Annotated in this window: 22 protein-coding genes; 10 read left to right on the forward strand and 12 right to left on the reverse strand. The window is 73.3% G+C overall.

All coding sequences use genetic code 11. The features are described 5' to 3' along the window. Nucleotides 1-29 precede the first annotated feature (29 nt). Entirely contained in the window at nt 30-749 is a 720-nt protein-coding gene (locus tag ACQP1N_RS22495; protein WP_433226455.1) for a pyrimidine reductase family protein, read from the forward strand. Here ACQP1N_RS22495 and ACQP1N_RS22500 read toward each other — a convergent pair. Then, on the reverse strand, nt 731-1429 hold the full coding sequence (locus ACQP1N_RS22500) for a dihydrofolate reductase family protein (RefSeq protein ID WP_067801607.1): 699 nt from the start codon (nt 1427-1429) through the stop codon (nt 731-733). The genes ACQP1N_RS22495 and ACQP1N_RS22500 overlap by 19 nt on opposite strands. A gap of 64 nt (nt 1430-1493) precedes the next feature. Here ACQP1N_RS22500 and ACQP1N_RS22505 point away from each other — a divergent pair, with 64 nt between their 5' ends. After that, nucleotides 1494-2585 (forward strand): ATP-dependent DNA ligase, encoded by a 1092-nt coding sequence (locus ACQP1N_RS22505; RefSeq protein WP_067801604.1) that lies wholly within the window; start codon nt 1494-1496, stop codon nt 2583-2585. Nucleotides 2586-2780: 195 nt separating this feature from the next. Then, nucleotides 2781-5144 (forward strand): HelD family protein, encoded by a 2364-nt coding sequence (locus ACQP1N_RS22510; protein WP_433226457.1) that lies wholly within the window; start codon nt 2781-2783, stop codon nt 5142-5144. Here the strand turns inward: ACQP1N_RS22510 and ACQP1N_RS22515 are convergent. Beyond that, a complete protein-coding gene (locus ACQP1N_RS22515) occupies nt 5127-5822 on the reverse strand; it encodes a FadR/GntR family transcriptional regulator (RefSeq protein ID WP_433226459.1) in 696 nt (231 codons plus the stop codon). The genes ACQP1N_RS22510 and ACQP1N_RS22515 overlap by 18 nt on opposite strands. 195 nt (nt 5823-6017) lie before the next feature. Between ACQP1N_RS22515 and leuA the strand changes: the two genes are divergently transcribed. Continuing rightward, complete coding sequence (gene leuA, locus ACQP1N_RS22520; protein ID WP_433226461.1) at nt 6018-7769, forward strand: 2-isopropylmalate synthase; 1752 nt, start codon at nt 6018-6020, stop codon at nt 7767-7769. On the opposite strand, the gene ACQP1N_RS22525 is transcribed toward leuA, so the two are convergent. Then, nucleotides 7766-7927 (reverse strand): DUF4236 domain-containing protein, encoded by a 162-nt coding sequence (locus tag ACQP1N_RS22525; protein ID WP_242608800.1) that lies wholly within the window; start codon nt 7925-7927, stop codon nt 7766-7768. The two genes, leuA and ACQP1N_RS22525, sit on opposite strands and share 4 nt — an antisense overlap. Nucleotides 7928-8209: 282 nt before the next feature. Between ACQP1N_RS22525 and ACQP1N_RS22530 the strand changes: the two genes are divergently transcribed. Continuing rightward, nucleotides 8210-10144 carry a Xaa-Pro dipeptidyl-peptidase gene (locus tag ACQP1N_RS22530; protein WP_433226463.1) on the forward strand — a complete coding sequence of 645 codons (1935 nt, stop codon included), beginning with the start codon at nt 8210-8212 and terminating at the stop codon, nt 10142-10144. An 81-nt stretch (nt 10145-10225) separates the two neighbouring features. Here ACQP1N_RS22530 and ACQP1N_RS22535 read toward each other — a convergent pair whose 3' ends face one another. After that, nucleotides 10226-11311: a DNA polymerase domain-containing protein gene (locus tag ACQP1N_RS22535; RefSeq protein ID WP_067801655.1), complete on the reverse strand. Its 1086-nt coding sequence runs from the start codon at nt 11309-11311 to the stop codon at nt 10226-10228. Nucleotides 11312-11375: 64 nt separating this feature from the next. Between ACQP1N_RS22535 and msrB the strand changes: the two genes are divergently transcribed. After that, nucleotides 11376-11777, forward strand: coding sequence for a peptide-methionine (R)-S-oxide reductase MsrB (msrB, locus tag ACQP1N_RS22540; RefSeq protein ID WP_433226466.1), 402 nt, complete (start codon nt 11376-11378; stop codon nt 11775-11777). A 118-nt stretch (nt 11778-11895) separates the two neighbouring features. Here msrB and hemQ read toward each other — a convergent pair whose 3' ends face one another. Beyond that, nucleotides 11896-12594: a hydrogen peroxide-dependent heme synthase gene (gene hemQ, locus ACQP1N_RS22545; protein ID WP_067801589.1), complete on the reverse strand. Its 699-nt coding sequence runs from the start codon at nt 12592-12594 to the stop codon at nt 11896-11898. Further along, nucleotides 12551-14023 carry a protoporphyrinogen oxidase gene (gene hemG, locus ACQP1N_RS22550; RefSeq protein ID WP_433226468.1) on the reverse strand — a complete coding sequence of 491 codons (1473 nt, stop codon included), beginning with the start codon at nt 14021-14023 and terminating at the stop codon, nt 12551-12553. Before hemG ends, hemQ begins: the two co-directional genes overlap by 44 nt. A gap of 165 nt (nt 14024-14188) precedes the next feature. Between hemG and ACQP1N_RS22555 the strand changes: the two genes are divergently transcribed. Beyond that, entirely contained in the window at nt 14189-15139 is a 951-nt protein-coding gene (locus ACQP1N_RS22555) for a DUF4349 domain-containing protein (protein WP_433226471.1), read from the forward strand. Nucleotides 15140-15161: 22 nt separating this feature from the next. On the opposite strand, the gene hemE is transcribed toward ACQP1N_RS22555, so the two are convergent. Next, entirely contained in the window at nt 15162-16142 is a 981-nt protein-coding gene (hemE, locus tag ACQP1N_RS22560) for a uroporphyrinogen decarboxylase (RefSeq protein WP_242608804.1), read from the reverse strand. 573 nt (nt 16143-16715) lie between these two features. Between hemE and ACQP1N_RS22565 the strand changes: the two genes are divergently transcribed. From ACQP1N_RS22565 to efeU, 3 genes are all read left to right on the forward strand, one after another. Continuing rightward, nucleotides 16716-17282, forward strand: a complete 567-nt coding sequence (locus tag ACQP1N_RS22565; RefSeq protein ID WP_067801577.1) for a DUF3000 domain-containing protein — start codon at nt 16716-16718, stop codon at nt 17280-17282. 19 nt (nt 17283-17301) lie between these two features. Then, nucleotides 17302-18705 (forward strand): ribonuclease D, encoded by a 1404-nt coding sequence (locus ACQP1N_RS22570; protein ID WP_242608799.1) that lies wholly within the window; start codon nt 17302-17304, stop codon nt 18703-18705. A gap of 87 nt (nt 18706-18792) precedes the next feature. Further along, nucleotides 18793-19656 carry an iron uptake transporter permease EfeU gene (efeU, locus tag ACQP1N_RS22575; protein ID WP_067801489.1) on the forward strand — a complete coding sequence of 288 codons (864 nt, stop codon included), beginning with the start codon at nt 18793-18795 and terminating at the stop codon, nt 19654-19656. Here efeU and ACQP1N_RS22580 read toward each other — a convergent pair. The 5 genes from ACQP1N_RS22580 to ACQP1N_RS22600 form a co-directional block, all read right to left on the reverse strand. Beyond that, nucleotides 19653-20015: a hypothetical protein gene (locus tag ACQP1N_RS22580; RefSeq protein WP_067801486.1), complete on the reverse strand. Its 363-nt coding sequence runs from the start codon at nt 20013-20015 to the stop codon at nt 19653-19655. The genes efeU and ACQP1N_RS22580 overlap by 4 nt on opposite strands. A 78-nt stretch (nt 20016-20093) precedes the next feature. Further along, on the reverse strand, nt 20094-21287 hold the full coding sequence (locus tag ACQP1N_RS22585) for an ABC transporter permease (protein WP_433226474.1): 1194 nt from the start codon (nt 21285-21287) through the stop codon (nt 20094-20096). Beyond that, nucleotides 21284-22000, reverse strand: a complete 717-nt coding sequence (locus ACQP1N_RS22590; protein ID WP_433226476.1) for an ABC transporter ATP-binding protein — start codon at nt 21998-22000, stop codon at nt 21284-21286. The genes ACQP1N_RS22585 and ACQP1N_RS22590 overlap by 4 nt, the downstream gene beginning before the upstream one ends. Then, nucleotides 21997-23043 carry a peptidoglycan-binding protein gene (locus ACQP1N_RS22595; protein ID WP_433226478.1) on the reverse strand — a complete coding sequence of 349 codons (1047 nt, stop codon included), beginning with the start codon at nt 23041-23043 and terminating at the stop codon, nt 21997-21999. The genes ACQP1N_RS22590 and ACQP1N_RS22595 overlap by 4 nt, the downstream gene beginning before the upstream one ends. Then, complete coding sequence (locus ACQP1N_RS22600; protein WP_433226480.1) at nt 23040-23555, reverse strand: hypothetical protein; 516 nt, start codon at nt 23553-23555, stop codon at nt 23040-23042. The genes ACQP1N_RS22595 and ACQP1N_RS22600 overlap by 4 nt, the downstream gene beginning before the upstream one ends. Between the last annotated feature and the right edge of the window lie 15 nt (nt 23556-23570).

A 23570-nucleotide genomic window follows, 5' to 3' on the forward strand; every position in this document is an offset into this window, starting at 1 on the left:
GGCGCGGCGTGCAGTAGCTTGAGAGATCTATGCGGACTCTCTCTCCGGAGCCCGGCGAGGTCGATCTCGCCGAGCGGTACGCCTATCCGGCCGGCACCACCTGGATGCGGGCCAACATGGTCGCCAGCCTGGACGGGGCCGCGCAGCGCGACGGGCGCAGCGGCGGTCTCGGCAACGCCGCCGACCGGCATCTGTTCCTGCTGCTGCGCGGGCTCGCCGACGTGGTCATCGTCGGGGCCGGGACGGTGCGGGCCGAGGGGTACGGGCCGGTCAGGCCCAGCGAGGGCTGGGACGGCGTCAGGAACGGCAGGCCGCCCGTACCGCCGATCGCGATCGCGTCCCGGACCCTCGACCTGGACTTCGACGCGCCGATCTTCACCGAGGCGCGGGTGCCGACGATCGTGCTGGCGACCGCGACCGCCGACCCGGTGCGGCTGAAGGCCGCACGGGAGCGCGCCGACGTCATCATCGCCGGGCGCGACTCGCTCGACTTCCCGGCCGCGGTGCGGGAACTCGCCGCCCGCGGCCACCGGCGCCTGCTGTGCGAGGGCGGTCCGGGTGTCCTCGCACAGGTGGTGGCGGCCGGGCTGCTGGACGAACTGTGCCTGACGCTGAGCCCGATACTGCTCGGCGGGCACCCCGCGCGGATCCTGAACGGGCCGCCGGTGCCCGTCCCGCCGGAGATGACGCTCGCCCACGCCCTGCAGGACGAGGATCTCCTCTTCCTGCGCTACACCCGCAGCCGGTAGCGGACGAACAGCACGCCCTCGTCGATGTAGAGGGCGGTGGGGTCGAGCGGCACCTCGGTGTCGAGGCCGTCCAGGAGGCGGGTGTGGTGCGCGCCTCCGAGGAGTGTCGGGGCGAGGTTGAGGCATAGTTCGTCGACGAGGGACGCGCGGATCAGCGCGGCCGCCAGAGTGGGGCCGCCTTCGCAGAGGAGATGTTCCCGGCCGAGGCCGCCGCGGAGCGTATCGATGGCGGCGGGCAGGTCGATGTCGTCTTCGCCTTCCGCGACCACCTGAATGTGGGCTGGGACGTTCTTCCGGCCGTTCTGGCACGTCACCACGATGGTGGGTGTCTCGGCCTCGGTGAACAGCGGCAGCGTCCAGTCGAGGTCGGCGGAACGGCTCACCACGACGATGGGGGCGGGCGGTCCGCCGCGGCGCGCGCGCAGGTCGGGACGTAGGCGGGCCGGTCCCAGGCGCCCTGTGCGGACCGTGCCGGCACCCACGAGGATGGCGTCGGCCAGCGCGCGCAGGGTCCGGAAGACGCGGAAGTCGGCGTCGCCTCCGAGGCCGTCCGTCCAGCCTTCGGCGTCGGTGACGGAACCGTCCACGCTCATGACCATGCCCAGCCGCAGTCCAGGCCGGTCGCCGTAGACCTCGTACGGGTCGACGCCGGCGGCGGGCTCGGGCAGGAGGCGGCGCATGACCCGCACGTTATCGGACCCCGGAGGCCGCTCTTTTGTCGGTGCCGGGGCGCAGGATGGGGGGATGGACCTGCCGATCAGCCCGCCGCTGCCGCCGATGCTGGCCAAGGCGGTCAAGACCATGCCCCGGGGCGACCTGCTGTACGAGCCGAAGTGGGACGGCTTCCGCTGCGTCGTCTTCCGCGACGGCGACGAGGTGGAGCTGTCCAGCCGCGGCGAGAGACCGCTCACCCGCTACTTCCCCGAGCTGGTCGAGGCGGTGAAACGCGAGCTGCCGGAGCGGTGCGTGATCGACGGCGAGATCGTGCTGCCGAACGGGACGCGCCTGGACTTCGACGCCCTCCAGCAGCGCATCCACCCGGCCGCGTCGCGGATCAAGCTGCTGTCGGAGCAGACCCCCGCGTCGTTCGTGGCGTTCGACCTGGTGGCCCTCGGGGACGAGTCGCTGATGGAGGTGCCGCTCGGCGAACGGCGGCGGCGGCTCGTCGAAACGCTGTCCCGGGTGAGGGCGCCGATTCACGTCACGCCCGCGTCCGACTCCTACGAGCTGGCGCTGCGCTGGTTCGACGAGTTCGAGGGCGCCGGGCTGGACGGCGTCATCGCCAAGCCGCTCGACGTCCCCTACGAGCCCGACAAGCGCGTCCTGTTCAAGGTCAAGCACGAGCGGACCGCCGACTGCGTGGTGGCGGGCTTCCGGTGGCACAAGTCCGGGCCCATCGTGGGGTCGCTCTTGCTCGGGCTCTACAACTCCGAGGGCAAGCTCCAGCACGTCGGGGTCGCGGCCTCGTTCACGATGAAGCGCCGCGCAGAGCTGGTCGAGGAGCTGCGGCCCTACCGGATGGAGGATCTCGCCGGCCACCCGTGGGCGGAGTGGGCGAACCAGACCGAGGCGACCGTCGACCGCATGCCCGGCGCCATCTCCCGCTGGACGGGCAAGAAGAACCTCAGCTGGGTGCCGCTGCGTCCGGAGCTGGTCGTGGAGGTCGCCTACGAGGCGATGGAGGGCGACCGCTTCCGGCACACGGCCAGGTTCCGGAACTGGCGTCCCGACCGGAGGCCGGAGTCCTGCACGTACGAGCAGCTGGAGGTTCCGGTCGCCTACGACCTGGACGACGTTCTGGGCGGCTCGGCCACGAGCGCCCGCGCCGACCGCTGAACGGGCCCGGCACCGGCCCCGTCCAGGGGCGGTGCCGGGTCACCAAGATCAGGAACGCGGGGGTGCCACCCGCCACAACGCAATAGTGGAACCACGCCGGAAGATCATGCGGCGCGGAGCGAGGAATGCTAGGCTGAAGGCTTGCGACTTGCGCAGAAAAAAGCCCAATCCTATAAATAGGAGTGTAGTCGAAGCATGGGACTCCGTCAAGCGGACGCTGTCAACCCCGATTGCGAGAAATCTGCGCCGCTGCGCACCGAGCAGGCATACGTGTCACGCCTGTACGCGCGACTGGACGTCGAGCGCGCGAACGCCGAGGCGGCGCTGCGCGAAGGCCCCGCGGCGGGCGGCGGCGCCGCCTTCCAGGCGCGGGTGGAGAGCGCCGTCGCGACCGAAGAGGCGGCCCGCCGCCTCGCCCGGCTCGGCGGTGTCGAGCACGGCCTGTGCTTCGGCCGCATCGACCACCGCGCCGACGCGGACGGTCCCGGTGACACGTTCTACATCGGCCGCATCGGCCTCCGCGACGAGGACCACGAGCCCCTGCTGATCGACTGGCGCGCCGCGGCGGCCCGGCCGTTCTACACCGCCGCACCCGGCGCGCCCGGCACCCTCGCACGCCGCCGCCACCTGCACCTGCGGCACCGCGAGGTCGTCCGGCTGGACGACGAGGTCTTCGACCTGGAGGGGCTGGAGGAGTCGGAGCGGCGCGGCATCGTCGGCGAGGCCGCCCTGCTCGCCACCCTGCGCCGCGGCCGGACCGGCCGGATGAGCGACGTGGTCGCGACCATCCAGGAAGAGCAGGACCAGGTCATCCGCTCGGGCCTGCACGGAGTGCTCGTCGTCCAGGGCGGTCCCGGCACCGGCAAGACGGTCGCGGCCCTGCACCGCGCCGCGTACCTGCTCTACACGCACCGGGACGTCCTCGAACGGCGCGGTGTGCTCGTCGTCGGCCCGAACGCGACGTTCCTCCGCTATATCGAGCAGGTTCTTCCCGGCCTGGGCGAGACCGACGTCGTCTTGGCCACGGTCGGCGAGCTCTACCCCGGCCTCAAGGCGACCGCGAGGGACACCCCGGCGGTCGCCGTCGTCAAGGGCGACCTCCGCATGGCCGACCTCGTGCAAGCGGCCGTCCACGACCGGCAGCGCGTGCCCGCCGACGGCCTCCACATCGACATCGACGGTCTCACCCTCGTCGTGGACGCCGACAAGTGCGAACAGATCCGCGACCGTGCCCGCGCCCTGCGTCTCCCCCACAACGTCCAACGGCGCCGCTTCGTCCACGACATGCTGGAGGCCCTCGCCATCAACAGGGCCGAGCAGTACGACCGCATCATGGACGAGCCTCTGGAGGAGATGGCGAAATCCGGCGGGCTCCCCGACTGGCTCCAGGAACTCATCGACGAGGCCGAAGAAGAACCCCTCCTGGACGAAACGGACCTCCGCCTGGCCAAGGAGGCCCTCTGGCAGGACCCGGCCGTCCACGAGGCCCTCAACGAACTCTGGCCTGAGCTGACCCCTCAACGGCTTCTGACCGACCTCTACGCCTCCCCCGACACCCTCGCCCGCCTCGGCACGCGGGCCGTCCTTCCCGACTGCGCGCTCCTGCACCGTCCGGCCGGCTCCCCGTGGACGGTGTCGGACGTCCCCCTCCTGGACGAGGCGGCCGATCTCCTGGGCAAGGACGACTCCGCCGACAGGGCCCGCCGGCGCGCCGCCGACGCCGCCCGCGCCGCGGAAGAGCGCTACGCCCGCGAGGTCATGGAGACGACCGGCACCGCCGAGCGGATCTCCGCGAGCGAGCTGGTCGAACGCCACCTCGACGACGGCCCGTCCCTCACCACCGCGCAGCGGGCCCTGGCCGACCGTGAATGGGCCTACGGGCACGTGATCGTGGACGAGGCGCAGGAACTGTCGGAGATGGCCTGGCGGGCGGTGATGCGCCGCGTCCCCACCCGTTCCCTGACCGTCGTCGGCGACATCGCGCAGACCGGCAGCGCCGCCGGCGCCACCACCTGGGGCCAGATGCTCGACCGCTACGTCCCGGGCCGCTGGCGCGAGCAGCGCCTCCTCGTCAACTACCGCACCCCCGCCGCCATCATGCGGGTCGCCGCCGACGTCCTCGCCGCCGTCGACCCGGGCCAGACGCCGCCCGAGCCCGTCCGCGACGACGGCCCGCCGCCCCTCGCCCTCGCGCTGCCGCCCGGCGAACTGCCGGCGCTCGTCCGGTCCGAGCTGTCCCGCATCACCGGCGACGCCTCCACCGAGGGCCGGCTCGCCGTCATCACCTCCGGCGCCCGCCGCGCCGCCGTCCTGGACGCCCTCCCGGGCGCCGCCGCCGGCGCCACCCCGGAGGCCCTCGACTCCCAGGTGGTCGTCCTCACCGCCGAGGAGGCGAAGGGCCTGGAGTTCGACTCCGTCATCGTGGTCGACCCGGCCGGCATCGTGACGGAATCCCCCAAGGGCGGCCAGGACCTCTACGTGGCCCTGACAAGGGCCACCCGCCGCCTGACGGTCGCCCACGACAACGACCTGCCCCCGCTTCTAGCGTCCTTGAAGTAGGACGGCGAGGGTCTGGGTGAGCTCGGTCTTGATGGTGCGGCCGGCGGCGGAGGGGGCGCCGTCGCGGATGGCCGCGACCAGGGCGGCGTGGGCGGCGCGGCCGGGGGCGGCGTCGGACGTGCGGACGTCCACCAGGGTGACGAGGTCGAGGAGGCCGTCGCGCAGGACGGGGACGAACTCGGCGAACAGGTCGGCGAGGATCGGGTTGTGCGCGGCGGCCACGACGGCGGTGTGCAGGGCGATGTCGGCGTCGATGAACGCCTCGATGGCGGGGCCGGCGAACGCGTCGTCGCGGGCGGCGAGGGCCTTGTCGAGGGCGGCGAGGTCGGCGGCCGTGCGGCGCTCGGCCGCCAGCTCGGCGGCGCGGACCTCCAGCATCATGCGGATCTCGTAGACGTCGGCGACCGAGGCGCGGCGGAGCCGGGCGGGCCAGTCCTCGGCCGGCTCCGCCGCGATGACGAACACGCCGGCGCCCTGGCGGGCCTGGACGAGCCCGGCGCCGGCCAGGGCGCGCAGGGCCTCGCGGACGGTGGAGCGGCCCACGCCCAGTTCGCGGGCGAGGGTCGTCTCGCCGGGGAGTTTCGTCCCGACCGGCCACGAGCCGCCCGCGATCTGGTCGCGGAGCCGCTGGGCGGCCTGCTCGACGAGGGGGCTGGGGCGGAGCGGGCCGAGCGGCATCTGGGTTCCTCCGGAAGAGCGGGCCCCCAGGCTATCTTCACTTCAGCTTGTCTGAGGAGCTGAGGTGTGGTTGGGTGGCCGTCATGGCGTGGCGGGTTCTTCTTCTCGGTCGCCGCGGCGGGACCTGATCCGGACCGGCACCCCGCCGCGGGGTCCGGTGCCGCCGGTCATCCGGCGATCGTGAGGACCACGCCCATGAACTTCCCGACTCTGCGCACCCCGTCCGGCCCGGTGGCCGGGCCCTTCTGGAATCCCCAGCGCGGCAGTTCCATGCCGTTCCACCGCTACCGGTCGATTCACGACCGGGTGCCGTCGCCCGTTCCCGAGGTCGAGCGGACCTGGCCGTCCCGGCGGATCGAGGATGCCCCGCTGTGGGTGCCGGTCGACCTGCGGGACGGCAACCAGGCGCTGGCCGAGCCCATGGACACCGCGCGCAAGAGCCGGATGTTCGGCCTCTTCGTCGCGATGGGGTTCAAGGAGATCGAGGTCGGCTACCCGTCGGCCAGCCGGACCGACTTCGACTTCGTCCGGCACCTCGCCGAGACGGGCCTGCCGGACGATGTGACGCCCGTGGTGTTCACGCCCGCGCGGCGCGAGCTGATCGAGCGGACGTTCGCGTCCATCGAGGGGCTGCCCAGGGCGGTCGTCCACCTGTACGCGGCGACGGGCCCGGTGTGGCGGGACGTCGTGCTCGGGTCCGATCGCGAGGGGGTGCGGCGGCTGGTCCTGGACGGGGCGGCGGACGTGGCCCGGCTCGCCCGGCCGGGAGTGCGGTTCGAGTTCTCGCCCGAGACGTTCAACCTCACCGAGCCGGACTACGCGCTGGAGGTGTGCGACGCGGTCACCGGCCTGTGGGACGCCTCCCCCGACCGGCCGGTGATCCTGAACCTGCCGGCGACCGTCGAGATCGCCACGCCGAACGTGTACGCCGACCAGATCGAGTACATGCACCGGCACCTGGCCCGGCGGGACGCGGTGATCCTGTCGGTCCACCCGCACAACGACCGCGGGACGGGTGTCGCCTGCGCCGAACTGGCGATGCTGGCGGGGGCGCAGCGGGTCGAGGGATGCCTGTTCGGCAACGGCGAGCGGACGGGCAACGTCGACCTGGTCACCCTCGCGCTGAACCTGCACGCGCAGGGCGTCGACCCGCGGATCGACCTCTGCGACATCGACGAGATCCGGCGGACGGCCGAGCACTGCAACCGGCTGCCCGTCCACGAGCGGCATCCGTACGCCGGCGACCTGGTCTACACGGCGTTCTCCGGAACGCATCAGGACGCGATCGCCAAGGGGATGGCCCGCCACGCCCGGCGGGCGCGGGAGTCGGGCGTGCCGCCGGAGGAGCTGCCGTGGGACGTCCCGTATCTGCCGATCGATCCCGCCGACGTGGGGCGCGGCTACGAGGCGGTCGTCCGGGTCAACAGCCAGTCCGGCAAGGGCGGGATCTCCTACCTGCTGCGGACCGGGTACGGGCTGGAGCCGCCGCGCCGCCTGCAGATCGAGTTCTCCCGGGTCGTGCAGCGGGCGACGGACGACAGCGGCGGGGAGATCACGGCGGCCGGGCTGTGGGACCTGTTCCGCGCCGAGTACCTCAACCCATCCGGGCCGGTCTCCGTGGCCGGCTGGCGGACGTCCCGCACCGGCCCGGCGCGGCACGACTTCACCGGCGTCATCCGCGTGGACGGCGACGAGCGCGAGCACACCGGCTCCGGCAACGGCCCGATCGACGCCCTCGTCGACGCCCTGTCGTCCGCCGGGATCAAGGTGGAGGTCCTGCAGTACGCGGAGCACTCCACCGAACCGGGCCCGGGCGCCGCGGCCGTCGCCTATGCCGAATGTCGTGTGGACGGCGTGACCCGCTGGGGCGCCGGGCGTGACGCGTCCGTGCTCACCGCGTCGGTGGAGGCCGTCCTGTCGGCGGTGAACCGCGCGAAGAGCGGCTAGCGGCGCCGGTGCAGGGGGCGCCGCCAGGACAGGCCCGTCCCCGGGATGCGGAACGTCATCTCGCGGCGTCCGTCCGCCGAGCGGGTGTACCGGGCGCCGCGCGTTCCGACGCTGTGCCCGACGCCCTTCTTGGAGAAGTTGATCCGGAACGGTCCCATCCGAAGTGATTTCCGATAGCTCCAACCCATAGTGGCGGGGATGCCCGGCGGACGAGCCGGGCATCCCCGGCGCCGTTAAGAGACAGACCGATATCTCTGATACGGACAGACCGATGGGTGCAAGGGCAGGACGTGACCAAATCCCGCCCGAGTTCGTCATGCGCCGCCCTTTACCCGGCGCCCCCGGGCGAGGAGCGTGTGCCCCCGTAGAGATCACTTCTCAGCTCCCGGAGGTGCGGGTTGGCCAGGAGATCCCTGAGACGAACCCGGAGGACGACGACGGTGGCCGTGCTGACCGGCGCGGCGCTCGCCGCCACGGCGGGCGGCGCGACGGCACTCGCGCGGCCGTCCCCGAAGATCGTGGTGAAGGACGGCGTGACCCAGCCCGTCTTCTCCTACAAGGACGCGATCCGCGAGCACGTCTACGTCGAGTCGAGCGTGGACAGCGACCGGGACGGCAGGCGCGACCGCGTCAACGTGGACATCATCCGGCCGAAGGAGACCGAGCACGGCCTCAAGGTGCCGGTGATCATGGATGAGAGCCCGTACTACGACAACGCCGGCCGCGGCAACGAGAGCGAGCGCAAGACCTACGACGCCGACGGGAACCCGCTGAAGTTCCCCCTGTTCTACGACAACTACTTCGTCCCACGCGGGTACGCGTTCCTCGCCGTGGACATGGTCGGGACGACCCGCTCGGACGGCTGCCCGGTCAGCGGCGGGCCGACCGACGTCCTCGGCGGCAAGGCCGTGGTGGACTGGCTCAACGGCCGGGCGACGGCCTACCGGCCGGACGGCACCCCGGTGAAGGCGACGTGGACGACCGGCCGCACCGGCATGATCGGCAAGTCCTACGACGGCACGCTCGCCAACGGCGTCGCCGCGACCGGCGTCGAAGGGCTGGAGACGATCGTCCCGGTCGCCGCGATCAGCAGCTGGTACGACTACAGCCGCATGAACGGCGTGAAGTACTGGACGGACGAGCAGCCGTGGCTCGCCGGCTACGTCGACACCGACCCGCCCGCCAAGTGCGCCGCCGTCAACGCCGACCTCGACAAGGGCGAGGACGACGCGACCGGAAACTACAACGCCTACTGGAAGACCGCCGACTACCGGGACGGCACCATCGCCCGCGCATCCCGCGTCCGCGCGAGCGTCTTCGCCGCCCACGGCGTCAACGACCTCAACGTCAAGGACAACCATTTCGCCCTGTGGTGGGACGCGCTCGCGCGGCGCGGCGTGCAGCGCAAGGTGTGGCTGACGCAGCGCGGCCACGTCGACCCGTTCGACATCCGCCGGGACGCGTGGGTGGCCACCCTGCACCGCTGGTTCGACCACGAACTGCAGAAGATCCCGAACGGCATCATGCGGGAGCCGCGCGCCGACATCGAGATCGGCCCCGACCAGTGGATCACCCAGCGGGACTGGCCGTCCCTCGACGCACGCGACATCGTCCTGCGGCCCGGCGCCGGCGGCACCCTCGGCCTGAACCGCGCCGCGCCGGGGGCGACGGCGACCTTCACCGACGCGCCCGGCCCGGACGGCCAGGGCAACTCCGAGAGCGCGATGGTCGCCGACCCGACGGCGGCGCGGCCGTTCCGGGCCGCGTTCGTCTCCGGCCCCCTGCCGAGGACGGGGCGCCTGTCCGGCACCCCCGACGCCCGCCTGCGGATCGCGCTGGACCGGCCCACGTCCAACCTCACCGCGCTGCTCGTCGACTACGGCGAGGACACGCGGGTGAACTACCTCGGCGCCGGCTCCGGCATCCGGACCCTCGCCACCGAGGACTGCCACGGTGAGAGCACGCCCGCCGACGACGCCTGCTACAAGCAGACCGAGGTCACGACGGTCACGTCCCCGGTGAACGTGGTCGCCCGCGGCTGGCTCGACGCCCAGAACGACCGGTCGCTGAGCCACCCGACGCCCCTGGAGCCGGGCCGCGCCTACACCGTCCGCTGGGAGACGCTCAGCCAGGAGTACCTGCTGAAGAAGGGGCACCGCCTGGCCCTCGTCCTCGCCGGCACGGACGCCGACTACAACACCGAGACCCCCACGGGCGCCCAGGTGACCCTCGACCTGCGGGGCACCTCGATCACCGTCCCGGTCGTCGGCACCGGGGACGGGGCGACCACCATGATCGCCCCGCCGCGCTCGGCCGCCGCCTGGCGAGGCCCGTCCAAGGTCTCCCTCCCCGTCCAGGAACGCGACCTCCACTGACCCACCCGCTGACCCACCCGGTGGCCCGCCGCCCGCCCCGGCGGCGGGCCACCGGCAACCGCACCCGGCCGCCGAGGGCGATCAGGTGTGGTTGCCGGTGTCCTTGCTGGGCTGGACCCGCTTGGGCTCGCCCGGCATCTTCGGGTAGTTCGGCGGATAGGGCATGTCGCCGAGGCCGTGCTCCTTCTCGTCGCGGTCGGCCATGTCGAGCAGGGGCTCCAGGGAGAAGGACGCGTCGTCGATGGACGCGTGGAGGTCGCCCAGTTCGGCGAAGCGGGCCGGCATCGTGGCGATGGTGAAGTCGCGGGGGTCGACGTCGGGCAGTTCGTCCCAGGTCACGGGGGCCGAGACGGGGGCGTGCGGGGCCGGGCGGACGCTGTAGGCCGAGGCGATCGTCCGGTCGCGTGCGTTCTGGTTGAAATCGATGAAGATCTGCTCCCCCCTCTCCTCCTTCCACCACTTCGTGGTGACCTCGGCGGGGGCGCGGCGCTCGACCTCGCGGGCGAAGGCCAGGGCGGCCCGGCGGACCTCGGTGAACGTCCAGCGGGGCTCGATGCGGACGTAGATGTGCACGCCCGCCTTGCCGGACGTCTTCACATAGCCGGTGCAGCCCAGCTCGGACAGCAGGTCGCGGACCGGGCCGAGCGCCACCCGGACGGCGTCGGCGAAGCCGGTGCCGGGCTGCGGGTCGAGGTCGATGCGCAGCTCGTCCGGGTGGTCGACGTCGCCCTCGCGGACGGGCCACGGGTGGAACGTCAGCGTGCCGAGATTCGCGGCCCAGGCGATCACCGCGGGCTCGGTCGGGCAGACCTCGTCGGCGGAACGCCCGCTGGGGAACACGATCCGCGCGGTCCGCACCCAGCCTGGCGCGCCCTTCGGGACGCGCTTCTGGTAGAACGCGTCGGACTTGCCGGCGCCCATGCCGGCCTGGCCGCGCGCGTAGTCCTCACGGGTGGCCATCCGGGCGCCCTCGAACACCCCGGCGGGCCAGCGCTCCAGGGTCGTCGGGCGGTCGCGGGTCGCGCGCAGGATGCCGTCCCCCACGGCCAGGTAGTACTCCACCAGCTGCCGCTTGGTGTAGCCGTGCTCCGGAAAGTAGACCTTGTCGGGATTGGTCACCTTGACGAGCCGATCCCCGACCGGGATCTCGATGAAGGGCGAGGCCATGACGGCACGGTAACCCACGGGCACGACAGTCCCCCGGGACGGCCGCGCCGGGTACCGTCGAGGGATGGAGAAGATCCGCAAGAGCGAGGAAGAGTGGCGGGCACGGCTCAGCCCCGAGGAGTACCACGTGCTGCGCGAGGCGGGCACGGAGAAGCCCTTCACCGGCGAGTACACCGACACCAAGACCGTCGGGGTGTACCGGTGCCGCGCCTGCGGGACGGAGCTGTTCCGGTCCGGCACCAAGTTCGAGAGCCACTGCGGCTGGCCGTCGTTCTACGAGCCGTCCGGCTCGGACGCGGTCACGCTGGTCGAGGACCGCTCGCTCGGCACGGTCCGCACGGAGGTGCGGTGCGCGGCGTGCGACTCGCACCTCGGGCACGTCTTCCACGGGGAGGGCTACGACACCCCGACCGACGACCGCTACTGCATCAACTCGATCTCCCTGACCCTCGAACCCGCCGAGTAGGCGGCCCGCGGGCACCGGCGGGTCTCGCCGGCGAGGACGGCGCCGTCCGCGAGACCGCCCGGCGGGAGACTCCCCCGCGGCCGGCGCCCTGCCGCCGTTCCGCCCGTCCCCGGGCGGATCAGGCCAGGTTGGCGACCAGTTCGGCGACCGGCTTGCGGCGGCCGGTGTAGAACGGCACCTCCAGGCGGGTGTGCAGCCGCGCCCTCGCGCCGCGCAGGTGGCGCATCAGGTCGACGATGCGGTGCAGCTCGTCGGCCTCGAAGGCGAGCATCCACTCGTAGTCGCCGAGCGCGAACGCCGACACGGTGTTGGCCCGGACGTCGGGGTATTCGCGCGCCATCTTGCCGTGCTCGGCGAGCATCGCGCGGCGCTCCTCGTCCGGCAGCAGGTACCACTCGTAGGACCGGACGAACGGGTACACGCACACGTAGTCGCGCGGCTCCTCGTCGGCGAGGAACGCGGGGATGTGGCTCTTGTTGAACTCGGCCGGGCGGTGCAGCGCCATCTGCGACCACACCGGCTCGCTCGCGCGGCCGAGCGCCGTCCGGCGGAACCGGGTGTAGATCTCCTGCAGGTCGTCGGGCGTGGACGCGTGCCACCAGAACATGTAGTCGGCGTCCGCGCGCAGCCCGGCGACATCGTAGGAGCCGCGGGTGGTGACGTCCTTGCGGGCGGCCTGGTCGAGAAGGTCCTGGACCTCGGCGGCGTCCTGCTCGCCGACCGTCCCGGGCTTCGCGACCCGGAAGACCGACCACATGGTGTAGCGGATGACGTTATTGAGTTCGCGTGCCTTCGGCTTGCCCGCCGGCTCGGTCATGATCCACTCCTTCTCGACTGCGCAGATGGTCCAGCACCCGGTTCGCCGCCGCACGCGCCGAGGCGATGCACGCGGGGATGCCGAGGCCGTCGTAGGCGGCGCCGGCGACGGCCAGTCCCGGCGCGCCGGCGACCGCGGCCCGGATCTTGGCCACGCGGTCGGCGTGGCCCACGTTGTACTGCGGGAGACCGCCGCCCCACCGGGTCACCCGGCTCGCGGCGGGCAGCTCGGTGACGCCGCAGGTCGCGGCGAGTTCCGCCATGGCGGTGGCGGTCAGCTCCTCGTCGGGCCGCTGGAGCAGGTGCTCCTCGCCGAACCGCCCGATGGAGCAGCGCACCGCGATGACGCCGGGATCGCGGTCGCGCAGGTGCGGCCACTTCACCGAGCTGAACGTGACGGCCTTGACCCCCCGGCCGCCGCGCTCGGGGTCGCATTCCACGGCCGGGACGAGGTAGCCGCTGGTCTTCGGCAGCCGCGGGAACGCGGTGGTCCGGTACACCAGCGTGATGATCGCCATGCTCGCGTACTCGATGCCGGCCAGTTCCCGGGCGGCGGCGGGGACGTCCGGCGTGAGCAGCCGGGACGCGGGGGCGGCCGGCAGCGCGAGCAGCACGGCGTCGGCGTCCAGGTACTCGGGGTCGCGGGCCGGGCCGACGGTGAGCCGCCAGCCGTCCTCGCGGCGGCGCAGCTCGCGGACCATCGCGCCGGTCCGGACCGTTCCGCCGGCGGCGGCGATGTCGGCGGCGACCAGGTGCGGGAGCGTGCCGAGCCCGTCCGGCAGGGTGGCGAACACCGGGCCGGGGTCCTTGGGCGCGGCGGCCCGGATGCCCTGGACGGCGTTGATCAGCGAGCGGTGGCCGCGCGCCGCGGCGGCGACGGCGGGCAGCGTCGACTCGAACGAGAGCCGCTCGACCCGTCCCGCGTACACGCCGCCGAGCAGCGGCTCCACCAGCCGGTCGACGACCTCGCGGCCGACCCTGGCGCCGATGTAGCCGGCGACGGACACGTCCCCGCCGCGCGGCGTCTCGGGCAGCACCAGGTCCAGCGGGACGCGCGCCAGCCCGGCCGGCGACAGCACCTGGGAGGCGGCGAGCGCGCGCAGGTCGGACGGGACGCCCATCACCTGCCCGGCGGGGAGCTTGCGGAGTGCGCCGCGGCTGAAAATCGCCGAGGCGGCGGTGCCGGGATTCACCAGGTCGGCGGTGCGGCCGAGGTCGCGCACCAGGTCCATGCCCTCGGGCCGGCGGGCGAGCATCGACTCGGCGCCCTCGTCCACCGGGATCCCGGCGATCTCGCTCACGCGCAGCTTGCCGCCGATCTGGGAGGAGCCTTCGAGCACGGTGACCCGAACGCCGCCCTGGGCGAGCACGCGGGCGGCGGCGAGGCCCGCGATACCGCCCCCGACGACGACGGCATGGGACGTGGTCATGCCCCCAGCCTTCCAGACGGAAGGCCGGATCGCGCATCGGGGCGGCCGGAGCGGCGAGCATCACACCGGACACCGGCCGGAACCGTGACCGGTGCGTGCCCGCACCGTGCCCGGACCGCGATTCGCCCGGCGGAACGGTGATCGGTCTCCCCTCGTCCAAGCCTCATGCGGATCGTCAGGAACGCCATATGCGCGCTGGTCGTCCTGTTGCTGGCCGGGGTGCTGGCGGCGTGCGGGGCAGGCAGTCATTCGTCCGGTTCGCCGGCGGCCGTGGACCGCGGCGGGGCGCCCGCACCGGCGGTGGCGAGCAGCCGCGGCGGGGAAGGCTCGGCGGGGAAGACCGCCAATGGAGCGCAGGCGCCGCCGCCCTCCGCAAGCGCGGTGATCCACACGGCTCGCCTGGGAGTCAGGGCGGGCGACGTGGAGGCGGCCGCGGCCAAGGCCAAGCAGATGGTCACGGCGGCCGGCGGCTACGTCGAACGGGAGTCGAGTTCCAGCGACCCGGCCCGCTCGGAGATCGCGTTGAAGATCCCCGCCGACCGCTACGCCGACGTGCTGAACCGGCTCGGCACGCAGCTCGGCACCAGGCTCTGGCTCTCCCAGGAGGCCGAGGACGTCACCGCCGAGGTCGCCGACGTGGACGCCCGGGTCCGGTCGGCGAAGGCCACGCTGGAGTCGTTCCGCAAGCTGCTCAACCGCGCGAACTCCGTCGGCGAGGTCATCGACATCGAGCGGGAGATCGCCCAGCGCGAGGCCGATCTGGAGGCGCTGCAGGCGCGGCAGAAGTCGCTCAAGCACCGCACCGAGTACGCGACCGTGACCGTGTCGCTGGTGAGCAAGTCCGCGCAGGCCGGGAACGACAAGCCTCGCGGCGGGTTCCTCGGCGGGCTCCAGAGCGGCTGGGACGCGTTCACCGCGTTCACCGGCGGCGTCGTCACCGTGCTCGGCTGGCTGCTGCCGTTCCTCGTCGCCGCCGCCGCGATCGGGTTCCCGCTCCTGGCGTTCCGGCACCGGCTCCCCGGCCGGTCGCGCCGCAGGCCGAAGGCCGAGCCGGAGCCCGGACCGGAGCCCGAGCCCGAGAAGGCCGTCACCGGCTCGCAGCCTCCGCCCGCCTAGACCCGTTCCTGGAGCCCGTCCCCTACTGGAGCCTGTCCTCCGTGCTCGCCTCGTGGACGAGGTCCGCGAGGCGGGCCAGCACGTCCGGGTCCGTGGACGGCAGGACACCGTGGCCCAGGTTGAAGATGTGCCCCTCGGCGGTGCGGCCCCGGGCCAGGACGTCGCGGGCGCGGCGCTCCACGATCTCCCACGGCGCGAACAGGATCGCCGGGTCGAGGTTGCCCTGCAGGGCCTTGCCCGGCTCGACCCGGCTGACGGCCTCGTCCAGCGGGACCCGCCAGTCGACGCCGACGACGTCCGCGCCGGCCTCGCCCATCGGGCCGAGCAGCTCACCCGTCCCCACGCCGAAGTGGATGCGCGGCACCCCCAGCGGCTCCATCGCGGCGAAGATGCGGCGGGTGTGCGGCAGCACCGACTCGCGGTAGTCCACCGCGGCGACCGCGCCCACCCACGAGTCGAAGAGCTGCACGGCGCTCGCCCCGGCCGCCACCTGCACCTTCAGGAACGCGATGGTGAGGTCGGCAAGGCGGTCCAGGAGGCTCGCCCACAGCTCCGGCGCGCCGTACATCATCGCCTTGGTGCGCTCGTGGTTCTTGGAGGGGCCGCCCTCGATCAGGTACGAGGCGAGCGTGAACGGGCCGCCCGCGAAACCGATCAGCGGCGTCGTCCCCAGCTCACCGGCCAGGCCCTGGACGGCCTCGGTCACGTACGGGACGTCGTCCGGGACGAGGGGGCGCAGCGCGTCCAGGTCCGCCGCCGTGCGGATCGGATCGGCGATGACCGGCCCGACGCCCGGCTTGATGTCGAGGTCGACGCCGATGGCCTTGAGCGGCACCATGATGTCGCTGAAGAAGATCGCCGCGTCCACCGCGTACCGGCGCACCGGCTGCATCGTGATCTCCACGATCATGTCGGGGCGGGTGCACGACTCCAGCATCGGGACGCCCTCGCGGACCCGCAGGTACTCGGGCAGCGAGCGTCCGGCCTGCCGCATGAACCACACGGGCGTGTGCGGCACCGGCCGCCGGCGGCAGGCCAGCAGGAAGGGGCTCGCGGCAAGGGCGCCGCTCGCGGGCGTGTTCGCAGAGTCGTCGTTCGGGCGGGCAGCGTCAGCGGTCACTCTGTGATGGTCCCACGAAACGCAGGTGGGAACGCACGGGAAGCGACAGGTGAGACGGCATGAACTTCCGGACACGCCGAGCGAAGTCCCGCATTCTGTCACCGGCGCGTGCGAACGTGATGCGTGTCATAGCCGAGGGAGGTTCCCCCTTGTACTGCTCCACCTGCGGTGATGAACGCGCGTTCGAGCAGCCGCCGTGTCCGGACGGTCACGGTGCGCAGTGTCCGGAGCGGGCCTGCGCCGAGTGCGGCACGGCCGTCCTGGTCGGCCTCCCGCCCGCCACCGTGCGAGCCGTGGCCTGACCGGCCCGGCCCCCGAAACGAAACCACCTGTGCCGTGCCTGTGTCCCCTCCGCATCCGCCCGTCGCCGCACGCGGCGGCGCCCCGTCCCGGCCGCACCGCCCCGAGTCGTTCTCCCGCACCCAGCCACGTCCCCGCGATCAGGCCGGTCCTTCCATGAACCCACCCGCCTTCCAGCGGGCCGTCGACACGCTGCGCCGGTTCCTCGACGGTCCCGCCGTCCGGCCGGAACTCGACCTGGAGGACATGCCCGCCCCGCAGAGCCTCGCGCCCTACGCGGCCGCCATGTCCGGCAGCGTCTACCGCGACGACGACACCGAGGTCGCCACCGGCCGCCTCATCGTGCTGTACGACCCGGAGGGCAGATCCGGCTGGACGAACGGGTTCCGCATCGTCGCCTACATCCGCGCCGACCTGGAGCCCGACATCGCCGCCGACGAGCTGATCGGGTCCGTCGCGTGGGACTGGCTGCTGGAGGCGCTGGAGCCCGCCGGGTACGCGGGCGTGTCCGGTACTGTCACCCGGGCGGTGTCGGAGAGCTTCGGCGACAAGCGCGGCGAGCCGTCCACCACCGAGCTGGAACTGCGCGCCTCCTGGTCCCCGACGGGCGACGATCTCACCGGCCACGTCGCCGCCTGGTGCGAGATGATGTGCACCACGGCCGGGCTGCCCCCCTCCGGTGTCGCCGCGCTGCCGGATCGGCCGGGCGGCGCGGGCGGTTGAACCACGTACGGTAGGGGGCGTGAGCACAGCTTCCGAGACCGAGGCGGCGGGGGAGAACACGGAAACAGTGGGAATGCCCGAGACGCGCACCACCGGTCCCGAGGAGGGAACCGGTGCGGAGGAGACGGCCGCCGGCGGGCGGCCCGGAACCGTTCCCGAGCCGGGCGGAACGCTCCCGGGCCCGGCGGACGCGGAGGCCGGCACCGGTCCCCCGGCCGTCCCGCTGCTGGAGCCGCGCGAGGGCGTCCCCCCCGTGGTCGTCGACACCGCCGGGTTGGACCGTGTCATCGCGGCGTTCGCCGCGGGCGCCGGCCCGGTCGCGGTCGACGCCGAGCGCGCGTCCGGCTACCGGTACGGGCAGCGCGCCTACCTGATCCAGTTGCGCCGGGCGGGCGCCGGCACCGCGCTGATCGACCCGATCGCCTGCCCGGACCTGTCCGAGCTGGACGCCGCACTCGCCGACGCCGAGATGGTGCTGCACGCCGCCAACCAGGACCTGCCGTGCCTGTCGGAGGTCGGACTCGCCCCGCGGCGTCTGTTCGACACCGAACTGGCCGGGCGGCTGCTCGGCTATCCGCGGGTCGGGCTCGGCTCCATGGTCGAGAACGTGCTCGGCTTCCTGCTGGAGAAGGGGTACTCGGCGGCCGACTGGTCCACGCGCCCCCTCCCCGAGGACTGGCTCCGCTACGCCGCGCTGGACGTCGAGCTCCTCGTCGAGCTGCGCGACGCCCTGCTGGAGGAGCTGGAGACCGCGGGCAAGCTCGGGTGGGCGTTCGAGGAGTTCTCCGCGATCCTGACGACGCCGCCGAAGCCGCCGCGTCCCGACCCGTGGCGCCGCACCTCCGGGATCCACCGGGTGCGGAACCGGCGGGCGCTCGCCATCGTCCGCGAGATGTGGGAGACCCGCGACCGGATCGCCCGCGAGCGGGACCTGTCCCCCGGCCGGGTGCTGCAGGACGCGGCCATCATCGAGCTGGCGCAGAAGGCCCCGAAGACCCCGGCCGACCTGCAGTCCCTGCCCACGATGCGGGGCCGCGGCGCCCGCCGGCACCAGTCGGCGTGGCTGCGTGCCGTCGCCCGCGCCCGCGAGCTGCCCGACCGGGCGCTGCCGGAGCCCAGCCTGCCCGGGGACGGGCCGCCGCCCGCGCACCGCTGGGCCGACCGCGACCCGGAGGCCGCCAGGCGGCTCACCGCCGCCCGCGCCGTCGTCGCCGCGCTCGCCGACGAGCACTCGATGCCGTCGGAGAACCTCGTCCAGCCCGACTACGTCCGCCGGCTGGCCTGGACGCCGCCGCCGGAGCCGTCGGCGTCCGCGATCGGCGCCGCGCTGCGCGAGCTCGGGGCCCGCGCCTGGCAGGTGGAGCTGACCGCCCAGCCGCTCGCCAAGGCGTTCCTCCGCCTCGAAAGCAAAGGCGGGCTCTGACGCACTTGCCGGGGGGCGACCGGCGGACGCAGACTGGGTTAGGTTAGCTTTGCCTAAAAGGTCTGTGCCATTCGGAGGAGTGCGGCGATGCTACTGGGCAACTTCCTCATCGGGCTGCGCGAGGGGCTTGAGGCCGCCCTGGTCGTGAGCATCCTGATCGCGTACCTGGTGAAGACCGGCAACCGCCGGGCCCTGCTCCCCGTCTGGGCGGGGATCGGCGCCGCCATCGCGCTCGCGGTCACCTTCGGCATCACGCTGAGCGCCGCGTCCTCGGAGATGCAGTTCAAGACGCAGGAGCTGTTCGGCGGCGTCCTGTCGATCCTGGCGGTGGGGCTCGTCACCTGGATGGTCTTCTGGATGCGCAAGACCGCCCGCTTCATGAAGGCGGAACTGGAGGGCAAGCTGGAGGGCGCGCTCAGCGTCGGGCCGCTCGCCCTCGCCGCCGTCGCGTTCCTCGCCGTCGGACGCGAGGGACTGGAGACCGCGCTGTTCCTGTGGACGAACATCTCCAACTCCTCCGGCGGCTCCACCGAGCCGATCATCGGCGCGTTCCTCGGCCTCGCCGTCGCCGTCGCGCTCGGCTACCTGCTCTACCGCGGCGGCCTCAAGATCAACCTGAAGCGGTTCTTCACCTGGACGGGCGCCGCGCTCATCGTCGTCGCCGCGGGCGTGTTCGGCTACGGCTTCCACGACCTGCAGGAGGCCGAGGTCTTCCCCGGCCTGAACTCCGTCGCGCTGGAGCCGCACGCGCTGTTCGCCAAGTTCGGCGGCGCGGGCGACTGGATGCAGACGGTGTTCCAGGGCGTGCTGAACGTCACCCCGCAGATCACCTGGCTGCAGCTGGCCATGTGGGCCGCCTACCTGGTGCCGGTGATGTTCTTCTTCCTGCGCAACCCGGCGCCGCCCAAGCCCGCCACCGCCACGGCCACCGAGCCCGCGGCGACGTCCTAAAGGTCGGGCAGAGGGTCGCGGGGAAGGCTGTCGCGGGCGAAGATCTCGGCGTCGGCCGCGTTGACGACCGGGACGTACTCGTCGTCCACCTCGAAGACGGCGCCGGCGAACTCGAACGACGCGCCGGTGCCGGTCTCCACCGGCCCGATCCGGGTGCCGCGCGGGTAGCTGCCCCAGACGCTCTGCGGGGTGCTGCGGCTCAGCGAACCGGTGGAGACCACCGCGACCTGGTCATCGGTGACGACGAAGACGAAGCCCGCGCCGCCGCCGTAGGCCATCGCGGGGAAGATGTAGCGGATCTCTCCGTCTATTCCGAGGAACTCCCGGCAGCGCTCACGTAGCGGGCGTGGCACCGGCATGGCTGTTGAGCCACCTCCCCCAGGCGGGACGTCGTCGGCGTCACAATCATGCACCGGCCCGGCGGAGCGTGACCAGTGTCAGGCCGACGCCAGCGCCGTCGTCGGCGGCAGCCGCGCGGCCCGCATCGCCGGATACAGGCCGGCGACCGTGCCGATCGCCAGGGTCGCGGCGAGCGCACCGCCGAGCGCCCACACCGGCACGACCGGCGGCCACCCCTTCCACAGCGCGAACCCGGCGGTGACGGCGGTGCCGAGCACCGTCCCGGCGGCGCCGCCGAACGCCGACAGCAGCAGCGACTCGGCGAGGAACTGCGTCCGCACCTGGCCGCGGGTCGCGCCGAGCGAGCGGCGCAGCCCGATCTCGCGGCGCCGCTCCAGCACCGAGATCACCATCGTGTTCGCGACACCGACCCCGCCGACCAGCAGCGCGACCGCGCCGAGTCCGAGCAGCAGGCCGGTGAACGCGCCCGCCGCCGCGGCCTTGGCCTCCAGCGCGTCCGAGGGGCGGCTGACCTCCACCTCCTCGGGGCGCTCGGGACTGACCGTACGGGCGAGGACGTCGCGGACGTCGTCCACGGACGCGTCCGTGGAACGTTCGTAGACCGTCGTGGGGTGCCCGTCGAAGCCGAGGTAGCGGCGGGCCGCGTCCCAGCCGACGAGGGCGGAGCGGTCGATCTCCGGCGCCAGCTCGGCGGGCCGCAGCACGCCGAGGACGACGAACCACCGGCCGCCGATCCACACCTGGCCGCCCGCCCGGTCCAGGCCGAGCCGCCGCGCCGCCTCGGCGCCGAGCACGACACCGGGATAGCGTTCCGTGCCGGCGTTCAGCCAGCGTCCGCTCGCCGTCCGCACGTCGAGCGTGCCGAGCAGTTCGGTCGTGGCGGCCTGCACGGCGATGCCCTGGGTGACCTCGTCCGGGATCTTGTCGGTGCGGCGGACGGTCGCCTCCACCGACCCCGTCGCGCCCACGGCGGTGACCGGGCCGATCCGCCGCACCATCTGCGGCGCCGACTCCGGCAGCTCCGCCTTCTCCCCGAACAGGGTGTCGCCCGGCTTCACGGTCAGCAGGTTCGTGCCGAGCCGGTCGAGCCGCCGCAGCAGGTCCTCCTTGCCGGACGAGGAGATCCCGATGACCGCGACCATCGTGGCGATCCCGATCGCGATGCCGAGCGCGGACAGCACGACCCTGGCCGGACGGGCCCGAAGGCCGCCGAGCCCGACGCGCAGGACGTCGTTCGCGCCGAGCCGCGCGGGTGCGAGCGCGGCCCTCATCGGCCGGCCACCTCCGCCCGCTCGTCCGCGACGATCAGCCCGTCGCGGACCCTGACCCGGCGCGGCGCCCCCGCCGCGACGTCCAGGTCGTGCGTGATGATCGCGACGGTGGTGCCGGCGCGGTTCAGCTCGTCCAGCAGGGCCAGCACCCCGGCGCCGGCGGCGGAGTCGAGGTTGCCGGTGGGCTCGTCCGCCAGCAGGAGGTCCGGTTCGCGGGCGACGGCCCGCGCGACCGCGACCCGCTGCTGCTCGCCGCCGGACAGCTGGTGCGGGCGGTGCCCGGTCCGGTTTCCGAGCCCGACGCGTTCGAGCGCCGCCCGTGCCCGCTCCCGCCGCTCTTTCAGCCTGGCACCGCCGTAGAGGAGGCCGTCGGCGACGTTGTCGAGCGCGGTGACACCGGCGGCCAGGTGGAACTGCTGGAACACGAAACCGATATGCCGGGCCCGCAGCGCCGACAGTTCCCGGTCGGTGAGCCCGGCGACCTCGTGCCCGGCGACGCGCACGCTGCCGCCGGTCGGCCGGTCCAGCGTCCCGATCATGTGCAGGAGCGTCGACTTGCCCGACCCGGACGGCCCCACGATCGCGACCAGCTCCCCCGGCGCGATCCCCAGGTCGACGCCCTTCAGCGCCGTGACACCGCCCGCGTACTCCTTGGTCACCCCGGACAGCTCGACGATCTTCGCGCCCTGCCCGTCCATGCCCAGCGTGTTCATTCGGCGGGCACCCCGACCTTCATGCCCGCGCGGACGCCGGTCCCGCTGATCTCGACGCGTCCGCTGCCGAACGTACCGGTCTCCACGGGGAGGAGGCGGCGGCCGGCGGCGTCCACGACCTCGACGCCGAAGCCGCCCTCCCGCAACGCCAGCAGTGCCTCCACCGGCACCGACAGGACGTTCTCCCGGCGCTCGCTCTCCATTTCCACGGTGACCGGCGCCTCGTCCAGCCGCCCCGTCCCGGCGCCGGCGATCGAGATGTCGACGTCGACGGTGGTCTTGCGGTCCTGCCCGGCCCCGGTCTGCTCCGCGACACCGCCGACCCCGGTGATCGTCCCCTTGACGGTCGCGCCGCCGGGCAGTTCCACCGAGACCTCGGCGCCCTTCTGCGCGAGGTCCTGCTTGTCCGCGTCGAGGTCGACGTGGACGACCCGCCTCGTCCCGGCCACGGTGAGAACGGGCTGCCCCCGGCCGACGCGCCTCCCCTGGGGCGCCTTGACGTCCCTGACCCGCACGGCCCCGCCGAGGAACACGACCTGGCTCGCGTCGACCCTGCCGGTCTCGGGCAGGCCCCGGTCGTCCTGCCACTCCCTGACCGCGGTCTCCGTCGCGCCGGTGAACTCCCCGTCCACGGTCATGCCCCCGTACCCGAGGGCCCGCAGGTTGTCTTCGAGTTGCCGGACGTCCGTGCCGGAGTCGCCGTTCTTCAGCGTCCGGTACATCGGGCCGCCGCCGTACATCAGCGTGACCGGCCTGCCCGCCACTCTCAGCAGCGTTCCGCCCCGCCTGACGGTCCGGCCCTGCTCCGGCGCCCATGTCACGACACCGGACGCCCCCGTCCACACCTCACGGACGTCGTCGTAGGTGAGCCTCCCGTCCACCTTCTCGGTGTCGACGAGGTCGCCTCTGCTCACCACGGCGGTGGCGAGCCGGGCCGCATGCCCGGCCTCCGCCTCGCCCCCGTCCCCCGTCCAGGCGAGGACGCTCACCCCGCCCGCCGCCACCACGACGGCGGCACCACCCGCGGCCACGACCCGCCTCACCGCCCGAACCCCGGCAGGTCGCCGCGGCACGCCTCACGCGCCTTCTCCGTCTTGCCCTGGTCGACGCGCTCCTTGGGGATCGTCAACTGCCCGTCCGGCCCGGGATCGGGAATGTTCACCCCGTGCTCGCGCATGCACTGCGCGAACTTCACGTACTGGTCGCGGACCTTCGGGTCCTTCAGGTCCGGCAGGCTCCCGCCCGCCTGAAGCCACTGCTTGCACTTCTCCAGCGCCGCCTGCAGCTTCGCCCGGTCGGTCCCCTCGCCCAGCCGCCGCGCCCTGGCGCCCCCGCTGCCGGGATCGGGCACGTTCACCCCGTTCTCCCGCATGCACTGCGCGAACTTCAGCTGCGCGTCCTCCGCCGAGAGCGACCCGGTGGGCGACGCCGACGCCGACACCTTCGCCGCCCCGCCGGCACTCGCCACCCCGCTCCCGCCGCCGTCGTCACCGCACGCCGCGACCCCGAAGACCACCGGCACCGCGAGCACGGCACCCCACATGCGCATTCCCATCTCGTCCTCTCCGCC

It is taken from the genome of Actinomadura formosensis (assembly GCF_050948385.1).
GTDB classification, from domain to species: Bacteria; Actinomycetota; Actinomycetes; order Streptosporangiales; family Streptosporangiaceae; genus Spirillospora; species Spirillospora formosensis.

Bases quoted from the DNA above. Each gene is read 5' to 3' on its own strand.
- ACQP1N_RS22495 (WP_433226455.1), top strand. From the start codon at position 30: ATGCGGACTCTCTCTCCGGAGCCCGGCGAGGTCGATCTCGCCGAGCGG.
- ACQP1N_RS22500 (WP_067801607.1), bottom strand. From the start codon at position 1,429: ATGCGCCGCCTCCTGCCCGAGCCCGCCGCCGGCGTCGACCCGTACGAG.
- ACQP1N_RS22505 (WP_067801604.1), top strand. From the start codon at position 1,494: ATGGACCTGCCGATCAGCCCGCCGCTGCCGCCGATGCTGGCCAAGGCG.
- ACQP1N_RS22510 (WP_433226457.1), top strand. From the start codon at position 2,781: ATGGGACTCCGTCAAGCGGACGCTGTCAACCCCGATTGCGAGAAATCT.
- ACQP1N_RS22515 (WP_433226459.1), bottom strand. From the start codon at position 5,822: ATGCCGCTCGGCCCGCTCCGCCCCAGCCCCCTCGTCGAGCAGGCCGCC.
- leuA (WP_433226461.1), top strand. From the start codon at position 6,018: ATGAACTTCCCGACTCTGCGCACCCCGTCCGGCCCGGTGGCCGGGCCC.
- ACQP1N_RS22525 (WP_242608800.1), bottom strand. From the start codon at position 7,927: ATGGGACCGTTCCGGATCAACTTCTCCAAGAAGGGCGTCGGGCACAGC.
- ACQP1N_RS22535 (WP_067801655.1), bottom strand. From the start codon at position 11,311: ATGGCCTCGCCCTTCATCGAGATCCCGGTCGGGGATCGGCTCGTCAAG.
- msrB (WP_433226466.1), top strand. From the start codon at position 11,376: ATGGAGAAGATCCGCAAGAGCGAGGAAGAGTGGCGGGCACGGCTCAGC.
- hemQ (WP_067801589.1), bottom strand. From the start codon at position 12,594: ATGACCGAGCCGGCGGGCAAGCCGAAGGCACGCGAACTCAATAACGTC.
- hemG (WP_433226468.1), bottom strand. From the start codon at position 14,023: ATGACCACGTCCCATGCCGTCGTCGTCGGGGGCGGTATCGCGGGCCTC.
- ACQP1N_RS22555 (WP_433226471.1), top strand. From the start codon at position 14,189: ATGCGGATCGTCAGGAACGCCATATGCGCGCTGGTCGTCCTGTTGCTG.
- ACQP1N_RS22565 (WP_067801577.1), top strand. From the start codon at position 16,716: ATGAACCCACCCGCCTTCCAGCGGGCCGTCGACACGCTGCGCCGGTTC.
- efeU (WP_067801489.1), top strand. From the start codon at position 18,793: ATGCTACTGGGCAACTTCCTCATCGGGCTGCGCGAGGGGCTTGAGGCC.
- ACQP1N_RS22580 (WP_067801486.1), bottom strand. From the start codon at position 20,015: ATGCCGGTGCCACGCCCGCTACGTGAGCGCTGCCGGGAGTTCCTCGGA.
- ACQP1N_RS22585 (WP_433226474.1), bottom strand. From the start codon at position 21,287: ATGAGGGCCGCGCTCGCACCCGCGCGGCTCGGCGCGAACGACGTCCTG.
- ACQP1N_RS22590 (WP_433226476.1), bottom strand. From the start codon at position 22,000: ATGAACACGCTGGGCATGGACGGGCAGGGCGCGAAGATCGTCGAGCTG.
- ACQP1N_RS22600 (WP_433226480.1), bottom strand. From the start codon at position 23,555: ATGGGAATGCGCATGTGGGGTGCCGTGCTCGCGGTGCCGGTGGTCTTC.